General features: G+C 66.9%; 10 protein-coding genes. 4 read left to right on the top strand and 6 right to left on the bottom strand.

Going from position 1 to position 13,020, the window contains the following annotated elements; all coding sequences use genetic code 11:
• A partial coding sequence (locus B2869_RS01215) for an MFS transporter (RefSeq protein ID WP_292761770.1) occupies positions 1–985 on the top strand: 985 nt, incomplete at its 5' end.
• Here B2869_RS01215 and B2869_RS01210 read toward each other — a convergent pair.
• The 5 genes from B2869_RS01210 to B2869_RS01190 all read right to left on the bottom strand — a co-directional run bounded on the left by B2869_RS01210 (position 980) and on the right by B2869_RS01190 (position 7,476).
• Positions 980–1,735: an alpha/beta fold hydrolase gene (locus B2869_RS01210; RefSeq protein WP_292761768.1), complete on the bottom strand. Its 756-nt coding sequence runs from the start codon at positions 1,733–1,735 to the stop codon at positions 980–982. The two genes, B2869_RS01215 and B2869_RS01210, sit on opposite strands and share 6 nt — an antisense overlap.
• A 75-nt stretch (positions 1,736–1,810) precedes the next feature.
• Positions 1,811–3,520: an ABC transporter family substrate-binding protein gene (locus tag B2869_RS01205; RefSeq protein WP_292761766.1), complete on the bottom strand. Its 1,710-nt coding sequence runs from the start codon at positions 3,518–3,520 to the stop codon at positions 1,811–1,813.
• 115 nt (positions 3,521–3,635) lie between these two features.
• Positions 3,636–5,564 (bottom strand): ABC transporter ATP-binding protein, encoded by a 1,929-nt coding sequence (locus tag B2869_RS01200; RefSeq protein WP_292761764.1) that lies wholly within the window; start codon positions 5,562–5,564, stop codon positions 3,636–3,638.
• Positions 5,561–6,490 (bottom strand): ABC transporter permease, encoded by a 930-nt coding sequence (locus B2869_RS01195; protein ID WP_292761763.1) that lies wholly within the window; start codon positions 6,488–6,490, stop codon positions 5,561–5,563. The genes B2869_RS01200 and B2869_RS01195 overlap by 4 nt, the downstream gene beginning before the upstream one ends.
• Before the next feature lie 2 nt (positions 6,491–6,492).
• Entirely contained in the window at positions 6,493–7,476 is a 984-nt protein-coding gene (locus B2869_RS01190) for an ABC transporter permease (protein ID WP_292761760.1), read from the bottom strand.
• Positions 7,477–7,717: 241 nt separating this feature from the next.
• On the opposite strand from B2869_RS01190, the gene lepA reads away from it, so the two are divergent.
• The 3 genes from lepA to hemW all read left to right on the top strand — a co-directional run bounded on the left by lepA (position 7,718) and on the right by hemW (position 11,526).
• Entirely contained in the window at positions 7,718–9,571 is a 1,854-nt protein-coding gene (gene lepA, locus B2869_RS01185; RefSeq protein WP_292761757.1) for a translation elongation factor 4, read from the top strand.
• 84 nt (positions 9,572–9,655) lie between these two features.
• A complete protein-coding gene (locus B2869_RS01180) occupies positions 9,656–10,309 on the top strand; it encodes a DUF1990 family protein (protein WP_017830360.1) in 654 nt (217 codons plus the stop codon).
• Positions 10,309–11,526, top strand: a complete 1,218-nt coding sequence (gene hemW, locus B2869_RS01175; RefSeq protein ID WP_292761746.1) for a radical SAM family heme chaperone HemW — start codon at positions 10,309–10,311, stop codon at positions 11,524–11,526. Before B2869_RS01180 ends, hemW begins: the two co-directional genes overlap by 1 nt.
• A gap of 13 nt (positions 11,527–11,539) precedes the next feature.
• Here hemW and B2869_RS01170 read toward each other — a convergent pair whose 3' ends face one another.
• A complete protein-coding gene (locus tag B2869_RS01170; protein WP_292761744.1) occupies positions 11,540–12,958 on the bottom strand; it encodes a carboxylesterase/lipase family protein in 1,419 nt (472 codons plus the stop codon).
• Between the last annotated feature and the right edge of the window lie 62 nt (positions 12,959–13,020).

The raw sequence follows: 13,020 nt of genomic DNA, 5'->3' as shown, positions 1-13,020 counted from the left end.
CCGCCACCGTCGGCGTCCGTGGGCGCTGGGCGGTGTGCTGTTCACCGCGGTCTGCCTCGTCCTCACCGGCTACGCGCAAGGGCCATGGGCCGTGGGTGCCGGCTGGGTCGGGGTGTCGATCGGCGTGGCGGTGTCATCCGCCGCCTTCACCGCGCTGATCGCCGACCAGCTGCCGACGACACAGCGCGGGGCCGCCTCCGCCGCGGTCGGGTCCAGCCAGGCCGTCGGCATCGTGGTCGGGGTCGGGCTCGTGGTCCTGCTCGGTCTCGAGCTCCGGCAAGGCTATCTCCTGCTCGCCGGGATCATCGCGGTGGTCGGTACGACGGCGGCGCTGCTGCTGCCCGATCCACCGACCACGGAGGCGATGCGGCCGAAACGGATCGGACGCCGCCACCTGGACTCGCTGCGCGATCGCGACTTCGCCTGGATGTTGTCCGGGCGCCTGGTGACGAACGTCGGCAACGCGCTCGGGACCGCGCTGTTCCTGTTCTTCCTGCTGCACGGCCTCGGTCAGCCCAGCGCCATCGCCCAGGACAACCTGCTGCTGCTGATCGTCGTCTACACGGTGTTCGTCGTCATCGCCTCGGTGATCACGGGGATCGTCTCCGACCGGACAGGGAATCGCCGGACGCTCACGGTGGCGGCGACGGTCGTGCAGGCGGCCTCGGGGGTGGCGATCGCGCTGATACCGACGTTCGAGATGACGATGGTCGCCGCCGCGCTGATGGGCCTCGGCTATGGCGCGTTCTCGACGGTGGGCCTCGCATTCGCCGCCGACCTGCTCCCGGATGAGCAGGACCATGCGAGGGATCTCGGGATCGTGAACGTGACAGCCGCGCTCGGGCAGCTCATCGGCCCGGTTCTGGGGGCGGGACTGGTCGCGCTGGTCGGCGGCTTCTGGCTCGTGTTCGTCGCGGCGGCGGTTCTCTCCCTCGTCGGCGGGCTGCTCACGGCGTTCGCGCGGCAGCCGGCTAGGGCGTCATGAACTCGAGGGGTCAGGCGCCACTCCCTGCGCGGCGTCACGCTCCACGGTCGCGATGGCGAGTTGCAACACGGCGTTGAAGATCTGCGGCCGCATCGCGGTGACGAGGTGCGTCGTGCGTGGCACGATGATGAGTTCGGCATGCGGGGCGAGCCGTCGGAACAGTGACTCGTTGAGCCGCAGCTGGTCGTACTGCCCGTTCACGAACCAGAGCGGAATCGTGATGCGAGGGATCGCCGCGGCGATGTCGAGCGCGGCCAGACTGCGCAGCGCGGCGTCCTGGGTGTCGAGCGCGTAGCCGCCGGCGGCGAAGTCGGACCGGGTCTCCACAGGCACGGTGGCTTCGAGGATCCGGCCGGTCAGCCACATCCCGCGGTCGGGAAGGGCATCGACGGCTCGAGTGAAGAGACGGTAGGCCGCGAGCCCGGCACCGTGGGGGATCGAGGTGCAGGACGCCGCGATCAGCCCCGCGACGGGAGGTTGCTCCGCGCCCCCGACATACGCGAGGCAGAGCAATCCGCCCATCGAATGCCCCACCAGCAGGACGGGGCCCTTCTCGGCCGCGGCGCGCACCGCCTCATCTATGGTGTGCAGCGCCTCGTGGAGGGTGAAGTCCTCCTGCATCCGCGTACCGTGCCCCGGGAGGTCGACGGCGATGAAGGCGTAGCCGCGCTCCTCGAGGTAGGCCGCCTGGGACCGCCACATGGTGGCGGACGTGCGGATACCGTGCACGAAGACGATCTGGACGCTCACGGGTTCAGCATAAGGAAAGCGGGGCCGGTGGATGAACCACCGACCCCGCTTCGACACCACGTGTGTCAGAGAGTGCTACTTCTCCCAGCCGACGTTTTCGACCGGGCTGATGCCGAACAGGTCCAGACCCAGGTAGGGCTCAGGAGTCAGGTTGGCGAGACCCTCCCGGACCGTGTAGATCTGCGGGCCGTTGTACAGCGGGATGAGGCCCCAGCGCTTGTAGATCTCCGGCTCGAGCTCCATCGCGGCAGCGGTCTGCGCCTCGGGGTCGGTCTGCGACTCGACCTTGTCCTTGATCTCCGCGTCCAGCTCGGCGTCACCGACACCCGACAGGTTCAGGCCGGAGTCCGAGCAGTACAGCTGGCAGAACCAGGCCGCACCGAACGCGTCGGAGGACGTGAAGCGGAGTCCCGAGACGTCCCAGTTCTTCGACGTGTAGTCGTCGGAGAACTGGCTGGACGGGCGCACCTCGACCTTGACGTCGATGCCGACCGCCTTCTCCTGAGCCTGCAGCGACTGTGCGAGCGCCTTCTGGGTCGCGGAGTCGCTCCAGATCGGGTACACGACGGAGAGCTTGACGCCGTCCTTCTCGCGGATGCCGTCGGAGCCTTCCTTCCAGCCGGCCTCGTCGAGGAGCTTCTTGGCGCCCTCGACATCGAACTTCCAACCGGCTGCCTTCATGGAGTCGGAGTAGCCGGGCTGGAACGAGAACAGCGTCAGCGAGCCGGCCGGGTCCTCCTTGTAACCCAGGCCGTTCCACGCGATCTGCTTCTGCTGATCGATGTTGATGGCCTTGAAGAACGCCTCGCGGACCTTGACGTCCTCGAACTGCGGCTTGGTCGAGTCGACCTGGAGGATGGTGTTGGCCGTCTGCTGAGCGCGGTAGATCACTGCGCCGTCGACGTCCTTCACCTGGTCGATGAGCTCCTGCGATCCGGTCTCGGTCATGTCGACCTCGCCGTTCTTGAAGGCGTTGACGCCGGCGGGGTAGTCCATGCCGGTCATCGTGACCTTGTCGAGAAGCGGAGCGTCGCCCCACCACTCGGGGTTCGGCTTGAACGAGATGTAGCCCTTGGTCGCGTCGTACTCGTCGACCGTGTAGGGACCCGCGCCCCACTCAGGGTGCGGGTTCTCGTTCATCGCCTCGTTGAACGCGGTCGGGTCTGCGAGAGCCGGGTGGATGACACCACCGTTGAACGGCATCTGCGGCCAGGCGAACTCGCCCTTGAACGTGACGATCGCGGTCTTCGCGGTGTCGCCCTGCTCGACCGACTCGATCTCCTTGTAGCCATCGGTCGCGTTGGGGTTGAAGCCCTCGTCGTACGAGCGGTTGGCCTTCCACGTGGCATCGATGGCCGTCCAGTCCATGTCGGTGCCGTCGTTCCAGTGCGCCTCGTCGGTGAAAGTGAAGGTCAGCACGGTCTTGCCGTCCTTCACCTCGTTCTTCCATTCGGAGAGGTAGTTGTCGTTCTTGTACTGCTCGCCATCCGGCTTCATGAGGATGATCTGCGGCATGTACCAGGCCGCGACGCGCGTGGTGTTGGCGCTCGCATCGCTGTTGAAGGCGTTCAACTGGGCGGGGATCTCGGTGAGCGCGAAGTTGACCTCGCCGCCCTCCTTGAGGTTCTCGCGCGGCTGCGGGTTGTAGTTGGACATCTCGACCCCGGCGGCATCGCCCTCGTCGTTCTTGTCGCCACTGCCGGTGTTGCCGGCAGCGCACCCGCTGAGTGCGAGTGCGAAAGCGCCGGTGAGTGCCAGCGCTCCCATCAGCTTGTACTGCTTCATGGTGCTCCTTTCGCCTTGCGGCGTGTCATAAGGGGAGAATAGTTCGCCGCGTGCACGAATGCTCCTGCGGCAAGTGATTCCGGACCAACCGTTACCGGACGGTGACCGTGACCGATCAGGAGGCGACGGGGCGAGCCGTCACCGTCGCCGGGTCGAACACGATCCGCTCGCGCGTGCGCTCGATATCCGGGTCGGGAACAGGGATCGCCGACAGCAACGCCTTCGTGTACGGGTGCTGGGGGTTGTCGAAGACGTCGTCGACGTCGCCGTGCTCGACGAAGTCGCCGAGGTACATGACCGCGACGCGATCGGCGATGTGCCGGACAACGGACAGATCATGGGCGACGAACAGATACGAGATGCCGAGTTCGACCTTGAGATCGTCCAGCAGGTTGATCACGCCGGCCTGGATGGACACGTCGAGCGCGGAGACCGGCTCGTCGAGCACCAGGATCTTGGGGTTGGTCGAGAGCGCCCTGGCGATGCCGATGCGCTGACGCTGACCACCGGAGAACGCCTGCGGGAAGCGATCGCTGTGCGCCGGGTTGAGTCCGACGAGGTCCATCAGTTCTTTCACACGGCGGTGTGCCTCCGCCTTCGGCGTTCCGATCGCCGAGAGCGGCTCCGAGATGATGTCTGCGACGGTCATACGGGGGTCGAGAGCCCCCATCGGGTCCTGGAACACGATCTGGATGTCGCGACGCAGCGCCCGCTCCACCTTGTGGCTGTGGATGTCGTTGACGCTGGTGCCCGCGATGATGATGTCGCCGTCGGTCTGCTTCACCATGTCCATGATCTGCAGCAGCGTCGTCGTCTTTCCGGAGCCGGACTCGCCGACGATGGCCAAGGTCTCACCTTCGCGCACGTCGAAACTGATGCCCTTGATCGCGTGCACCTCGCCGACCTTCCGCTTGAGGAACGCGCCCTTGAGCAGCGGGAAGGTCTTCGTGAGGTTCTTCACCTCGAGGGTGATGGGACGTTCTTCGCGGGGGAGCCGTGCCAGCGGGCTCTCAGGAGCCTCGCGCACCGGATACACGGGGAGACCGCCGAGCAGGCCGCCGTCGGTGATCTCGTTCGCGCGGATGCACGCGGCACGGTGCTCTTCGCCGCCACCGGTCAGCACGGGAAGAAGCTCCGGCTCGCGGGTGCGGCATGCGTCCATGACGATGGGGCAGCGGTCCGCGAACGGGCACGCGTCCGGAAGGTTGATCAGCAGCGGCGGGTTGCCCTTGATCGGGGTGAGCGGTTCCTTCTCGGCCTTGTCGACGCGAGGGATGGCGCCGAGGAGACCGATCGAGTACGGCATCCGGGTCTGGTGGAACAGCTCGCGCACGGGCGCCTGCTCGACGGGCTTGCCGGCATACATGACCATCACGTCGTCAGCCGTTCGGGCGACGACACCCATATCGTGGGTGATCATCATGACGGCGGCACCGGTCTCGGCCTGCGCCTTCTCGATGAGGTCCAGGATCTGTGCCTGGATCGTCACGTCGAGGGCCGTGGTCGGCTCATCCGCGATGATCAGCTTCGGATCGTTCGCCATCGCGATCGCGATCACGACACGCTGGCGCATGCCACCGGAGAACTCGTGCGGGAACGACTTCATCCGCTTCTCGGGCTCGGTGATGCCCACCAGCTTGAGGAGGTCGATCGAGCGTGCGGTCGCCTCCTTGATGCTGAGGTTGCGGTGCACGGTCAATGCCTCGATCAGCTGAGCGCCGATCGTGTACACCGGGGTGAGGGAGGTGAGCGGGTCCTGGAAGACCATCGAGATCCCGTTGCCGCGGATGGCGGAGAGCTGCGTGTCGGTCTTGCCGAGTAGCTCCTGGCCGTCGAACACGATGGAGCCGGAAACCTTGGCGTTCTCGTCGAGCAGACCCATCACAGCGAGAGAGGTGACGGACTTTCCGGAACCGGACTCACCGACGATGCCGAGGGTCTTTCCCGCTTCGAGGTCGAAGGAGACGCCGCGGACGGCGTCGACGCGGCCGGCCTCGGACGCGAAGCTGACCCGGAGGTCGCGGACGGAGAGTACGGGGCTCATGCGCGGCCTCCTGCAGCCGAAGTGGGATCGAGGGCGTCGCGCAGTCCATCGGCGATGAGCGCCATCGAGACGGTCAGCAGCGTGAGGATCAGGGCGGGGAAGTAGAACAGCCACGGAGAGCTGGTGATGGTGGTGCTCCCCTCGCCGATCAGCGAGCCGAGCGAGACATCGGGGATCTTCACGCCGAAGCCGATGAACGACAGCCCCGTCTCGGTCGTGACCGCCGCGACGATGCCGAGGGTGAAGTTGATCACCAGCAGCGACCCGATGTTCGGGATCAGGTGACGCGTCACGATGCGCAGACCGCGGACGCCCATGTAACGCGCGGCCTGGACGTATTCGCGCTCTCGCAGCGAGAGCGTCATGGTCCAGATGATGCGAGCGGGGAAGAACCAGCCGACGAAGATCATCACGAATGCGATGACCCACCACACGCCGCCGGAGTCGTTCGAGATGATCGACAGGAGCAGGAAGGTCGGAACGACCATCATGAAGTGGATGAACAGCAGGGCGAACCGTTCGAACCAGCCACCGAAGTAGGCGGCTGCTGTGCCCACGAGCGCGGAGAGTACCGTCGTACCGACCGAAACCGTGATCGCGATCATGAGTGAGCGCTGCAGTCCCACGGCAGTCTGCGTGTAGGTGTCATTGCCGGCGCCGTTGGTGCCGAACCAGTGTGCAGCGGACGGCGGTTGGCTCAGCGCGAGGAAGTCCATGCTGTCGACGGCGTAAGGGGACAGGAGCGGCCCCAGCGTCGAGAAGAGAACCAGCACGATCAGCACGACGATGCCGCCGACGGCGGCCTTGTTGCGCATGAAGCGTCGGGTGTAGAGGGTCCACTTGGACAGCGACTTCCCCGAGGCGCGGTCCGCGGTCGGCGGGGCCGCTGGCGGCTCGACCAGGGGATCGATCATTTCGGCGGTCATGGTCAGCTCACCCTCACTCGCGGGTCGAGGACGACGACGACGATGTCGGCGAGCACTGCGCCGATCGCGGTCAGCACGGCGCCGAAGGCGGCGACGGCGACCACGCCGTTGATGTCGTTCTGGTTGATGGTGTCGAGGAAGTACCGGCCCATGCCCTGCCAAGCGAAGATCTGCTCGGTCAGGATCGCGCCGGTGAAGATCGTGGGGATCGTGAAGGCGACCTGTGTCGCCACTGGGATGAGCGACGTGCGAAGCGCGTGCTTACGGACAGCTTGAGCCTTCGTGAGGCCCTTCGCTCGGGCGGTGCGCACGTAGTCGGCGTTGATGTTGTCGAGCAGGAGCGAACGCTGCAGGAAGTGGTACTGGGCGTAGCCGACGATCACCAGAGCGATCGTGGGAAGCGTGAGGTGCTGCAGTGTGTCGACCAGCACGGGGAAGAAGCCGGTGACACCGGGACTGGAGGAGCCGGTGACGTAGAAGATGCGGACGCCGGTCCACTCGTTGAGGGCGATCGCGAGAAGGACGACTCCGAGACCGGCGACGATGATGTTCAGGTTCATCGTGATGATCGAGGTCGCCTGCCCGATGCGGTCGGCGAGCTTGTACTGGCGCGAGGCGGTGTAGACGCCCAGCCAGATGCCGAGCAAGGCGGCGATGATCGTCGCACCGAGGACGAGTTCGGCGCTGACCCACATGCGGTAGGACACCTGCTCGTTGACCGACTGGCCCGTGGGGCTCAGGCCCCAGTCCCACCGGAACAGGATGCTGCTGAACCAGTTCCACCAGCGCTCCATGAGCGGGACGCTGTCGCTGAGGTTGCGCGGGATCAACACGTTGTCGATCTGCTCCGGGGTGAGCGGAGGTCGGCGCCCGACGTAGTTGCTGCGCGGATCGAGGAAGCCCCACGCCAGGAAGAACGTGAGGTTCGTGGCGACCACGATCATGAGCAGCCAGCCGAGTGCTCGGCGCAGGAGGTACTTGATCAAAAGGGGTCAGTCTTTCTCTTCTACAGACGCGCTCGGGATCTGCCGACGCAACGCTGAGTCAGTTGGATACACAATCGCCATCCACCGAACTCTGCGATGCGACGACCATCACGGGGTATGTGACGGAGGCTTATCGCTTGCGGGATCCGGTGTCACGGATTTTCCCTGGCAACTTCGGGAGACTATCACCGGTATGGCCGAATCGGGGATTAGCCTCCCCTGACCGTACAATCGAGTGGACATGTCCCCACGCGCTCTCACCCCTCTTCAGCCTGCTGCGACGCCGGCTGCGCAGATCCGTAATTTCTGCATCATCGCCCACATCGACCACGGCAAGTCGACGCTCGCCGATCGCATGCTCCAGATCACCGGAGTCGTCTCCGATCGCGACATGCGCGCGCAGTACCTCGACCGCATGGACATCGAGCGTGAGCGCGGCATCACCATCAAGAGCCAGGCGGTCAGGATGCCGTGGGAACTCGATGGCCAGACCGTCGCGCTGAACATGATCGACACGCCCGGCCACGTCGACTTCACGTACGAGGTCTCGCGTTCGCTCGCGGCCTGCGAGGGAGCGATCCTGCTCGTCGACGCGGCACAGGGCATCGAGGCGCAGACGCTCGCGAACCTCTACCTCGCGCTCGAGAACGACCTCCACATCATCCCGGTGCTGAACAAGATCGATCTGCCGGCCGCCGACCCGGAGAAGTACGCGAAGGAGCTGGCCTCGCTCATCGGCGGCAAGCCCGAGGATGTCCTTCGCGTCTCCGGCAAGACCGGCGCCGGCGTCGAGGATCTGCTCGACCGACTGGTGCAGGAGATCCCCGCCCCGACCGGAGACGCGGATGCTCCGGCCCGCGCGATGATCTTCGACTCCGTGTACGACGCCTACCGCGGAGTGGTCACGTACGTGCGCATGGTGGACGGCAGCCTGTCGCCGCGCGAGCGCATCCAGATGATGTCGACCGGCGCGAACCACGAGGCGCTCGAGGTGGGCGTGTCGAGCCCAGAACCGACTCCGACCAAGGGCCTCGGCGTCGGCGAGGTGGGGTATCTCATCACCGGTGTGAAGGACGTGCGTCAGTCGAAGGTCGGTGACACGATCACCACGTCCCGGAAGCCGGCCTCCGAGGCCCTTCCCGGTTACACCGACCCGAAGCCGATGGTCTTCTCGGGCCTGTACCCGATCGACGGCAGCGACTATGCGGAGCTGCGCGAGGCGCTCGACAAGCTGAAGCTCTCCGACGCCTCGCTCGTCTACGAGCCGGAGACCTCGGTCGCGCTCGGCTTCGGCTTCCGTTGCGGGTTCCTCGGGCTGCTGCACCTCGAGATCATCACCGAGCGTCTGGCCCGCGAGTTCAACCTCGACCTCATCACGACAGCGCCCAGCGTGATCTACGAGGTGCTCACGAGCGACACCGGCGAGACGGTCACCGTCACCAACCCCAGCGAGTACCCGGACGGGCGCATCGGCTCGGTTTCGGAGCCGATGGTCAAGGCCGCGATCCTGCTGCCGAAGGACTACGTCGGCACTGTGATGGAGCTGTGCCAGTCGCGCCGCGGAACGCTGCTCGGCATGGAGTACTTCTCGGAGGAGCGCGTCGAGCTGCGCTACAACATGCCCCTCGGCGAGATCGTGTTCGACTTCTTCGACCAGCTGAAGTCGAAGACCCAGGGCTACGCGTCGCTCGACTACGAACCGTCCGGCCAGCAGGAGGCCGACCTCGTCAAGGTCGACATCCTTCTCCAGGGCGAGAAGGTCGACGCCTTCAGCTCGATCGTGCACCGCGACAAGGCCTACGCCTACGGCACGATGATGGCAGAGCGCCTGCGCAAGCTCATCCCTCGCCAGCAGTTCGAGGTGCCGATCCAGGCAGCGATCGGTGCGCGCATCATCGCCCGCGAGACCATCCGTGCGATCCGCAAGGATGTGCTCGCCAAGTGCTACGGCGGTGACATCACCCGCAAGCGCAAGCTTCTCGAGAAGCAGAAGGAGGGCAAGAAGCGCATGAAGATGGTCGGCCGCGTCGAGGTCCCCCAGGAGGCGTTCATCGCCGCGCTCTCGGGCGACGTCGAAGGCAAGGACAAGAAGTAGCGACCTCTGATCGCGCCAGGGGATGTGACGTCCCGCGGCGCGTGGGGGGTGTTCGCTCAGGTAACGCGAAGTAGGGTGGAAGTCATGCGGCGCGGGACTTTCCGAGACGACACGGTGGACTATGCGGCCGTGGGTGCGACCCATGCGCCCGACCTGATGCAGTACCCACCGGAGCGCAGCATCCCGGCGGAGGAATCCTGGCGCATCGGCAGTGGGGTCGAAAGGTTCCAGACGGCTGGCGAAGCGCTTCTGTCGTGGACGGCGCAGCGTGCGGCTGGCCTTTCGGTCGAGGACGTGCGACCCGCGCCGGGACCTGCCTACGCCGGAGTGAGCTTCGACGCGGAAGGCAACCCGATCGCTCCGAGCAAGCGAGACGTCGAGCCGCGGTACGATGCCGAGGGGATGCCGTTCGTCGGGGCGGGGATGACCCTGCACCTGCGCGGACGCGTCGCCGGCATGCGCGCCGATTCCGAGTTGCGCGTGATCTCCGTAACCGAGGAGACCCGACGTGTCGGGTTCGTCCTGGGCACGGTCGGCGGATCGGTCGTCAGCGGCGAGGAGTCGTTCGACGTGGATTGGCGTGAAGACAACGACGAGGTGTGGTTCACCGTCCGGGCCTTCGATGCGCCCAACGGTCTTCTCTACCGCACGATTCCCGCGCTCGTGAAGCGTCGTCGTCGTGAGCTCTTCGCGCGCTACCTCCGGGCGATCTCTCCGCTCTACGCGACCCCGCTCTGATGGCGGGACCGCTTCCCCTCGGAGATCCCGCGCCAGCGGACGGGCGCCTGCCGTCCGACCTCGCGATCGACACGGCCGTTCCGTTCTCGGCATACCTGCACATTCCGTTCTGCACGGTGCGCTGCGGGTACTGCGACTTCAACACGTACACATCGACCGAGCTGCGCGGGGCGAAGCAGGAGGACTACGCATCCACGTTGATCTCCGAAATCGCCCTCGCCCGTCGTGTGCTGGACGACGCCGGGGCACAGCGGCCGATGGACACGGTCTTCTTCGGCGGAGGTACGCCCACCCTTCTTCCCGCGGGTGACCTCGCACGCATGCTCGACGCGGCGACCGACGCGTTCGGCCTGGCCGAGGGTGCGGAGGTCACGGTGGAGGCGAACCCCGACACCGTGACACCTGAGGTGGCCCGCATTCTCGCGGACGCCGGGGTGACGAGGATGTCGGTGGGGATGCAGTCCGCCGTTCCCCATGTGCTCGCCGCGCTCGATCGCACCCATCGCCCCGAGAACGTGCGCACCGCCGTCGCCGCCGCGAAGGATGCAGGTCTCGCCGTGAGCGTCGATCTGATCTACGGCGCACCGGGGGAGTCGCTGTCCGACTGGGAGGCCTCTCTCGATGCTGCCCTCGCGCTCGAACCCGATCACATCTCCGCGTACGCGCTCATCATCGAGGACGGTACGAAGCTGGCCCGCCAGATCCGCCGCGGCGAGGTGCCGACGCCGGACGACGACCTGCAGGCCGACATGTACGAGCTCGCCGATGCGCGCCTGGCCGACGGTGGCTTCGACTGGTACGAGGTGAGCAACTGGGCGCGCACGCCTGATCGCCGGTCGCGGCACAACCTCGCGTACTGGCGGGGGAGCGACTGGTGGGGCTTCGGTCCTGGTGCGCACAGCCACGTCGCCGGCCTGCGGTGGTGGAACGTGAAGCACCCGGCCGCGTACGCGCAGCGCCTCTCGGCATCCGAGTCTCCGGCAGCCGGCACCGAGCGCCCGGACGAGGAGTCGCGCACGCTCGAGCGCATCCTGCTGCTCAGTCGTATCCGTGAGGGCATCGCCGTCGACGACGTGCCGAGTGCGAACCGGAGCAGGGTCGCCGGGCTCATGGCCGACGGGCTCGTCGACCCCGTGGCGGCGCTGCAGGGGCGCATCCAGCTGACCCTGCGGGGCCGTCTTCTCGCGGATGCCGTGGTCCGCCAGCTGACCGACTGATCCCCGCCCGGAATCAGCCGGGGAGCAGATCCATGCCCGCTGTCCGCCGCTGCGTCACCGTCGCGCTGTCCGCATCGAAGACACGCGTCCGGCGGTCCGGCCCATAGGTGGGCCACCCGGGGTCTCCGGTGGTCGCGAACCCGACCCAGGCGGCGTTCATCTCGGCGGCGAGCCGGCGCGGAGCATCGGGACCCGCCAGTCGCTCGGCCTCGGCATCATCGAGCCGGTCGAACACGAACCCGAGCTCGAGTGCGTGGGCCGCCCGCAGGTCTCGCACCGGACTCGGCCAGGCGAACTCGTAGACGTAGGTCGTGTCCGGGCGGGCCGCCGCCACGCGGCTGAGGGGCGCACGCAGCATCATGTCCGTGACGAGCTGCCCGAAGATCTCCCCGGTGCTCGCGTCGGGGAATGCGGATCGATACGCGATCACCGCGCGCCGGGGGATGCGTGACAGCAGCCGTGCGGCGTGCAGCTTCATCCCGCCGATGGCGGCCAGCGCCTCCGGCGGGAACCAGAGCCGATACTCGTCTGTGTTGCTGCCGATGAGGAGCGGGGTGTCGATCTCCCCGAGTACCTCATGCGGCGAGCGGGGAAGGCCCTCGGCATCGATCGCGAACTGGAACCCCGGCGCCCCGCCGAGGGGTGACGATCCCGCCGATTGCGCCGTCCGCGCGTCCAGCAGCTGGTCGGGTGTCAGCGCGGCGAAGGCCTCACGGTCGGCCCGCACACCGAGTCGCTTCGCGATCTGCGCGGTCACTCTTCCTGCCTTCCGCGCGGTCTGGGCGTGAAGTGGGCCGGACTCGATGATTGCGCGGCCGATCAGTTCACGGGAGGTGTCCCGAGCGAGGAGACCGGCCACGATCGCGCCACCGGCCGACTCGCCCATGGCGGTGATCTGCGCCGGGTCGCCGCCGAACGCCTGGACCTCTCGGTGCACCCACTCCAAAGCGGCGGCGGCATCGCGCAGGCCGAGGTTCCGCGGGGCGCCGTCCAGTACCGAGAAGCCCTCCGAACCGAGTCGGTAGTTGATCGAGACGAAGACGAGGCCTGCCGCGGCGAACACGGTGCCGTCGTACAGCGGCAGCGCGGCGGTCCCTCGCTCGAGCGCGCCGCCGTGGATCCAGAGCAGGACGGGCGCGCCAGAGGCATCAGCGGGAGCCCAGACGTTCGCGGTGAGGATGTCGTCGCCGTCGATGCGCACAGATCCCAGCAGCTCCCCGATCGCTCCGGCGTAGGGGACCTGGGGTGGTGTCGGCCCGAACTGCGTCGCCTCTCGCACGCCCTCCCAGGCCGGGACGGGTTGTGGTGCGCGGAAGCGGTTCTCCCCGAACGGAGCCTGGGCATAGGGAATGCCGAGGTAGCGGACCACCCCGGCCTCCTCGGTGCCGCGGACGAGGCCGTTCGACAGGGTGGCCTGGGGCGAGGTGGTCATGAGCGTCATCCTAGGGTCGTGCGCCCGCGGTACGGAGAATCCCGAGCTGCACGGGGTAGGAT

The organism is Microbacterium sp. UBA3486 (genome assembly GCF_002377845.1).
In the GTDB taxonomy this organism is placed as follows: domain Bacteria; phylum Actinomycetota; class Actinomycetes; order Actinomycetales; family Microbacteriaceae; genus Microbacterium; species Microbacterium maritypicum_A.
Note: the sequence above shows the minus strand (reverse complement) of the source record. Positions and strands in the feature narration are given on the sequence as shown.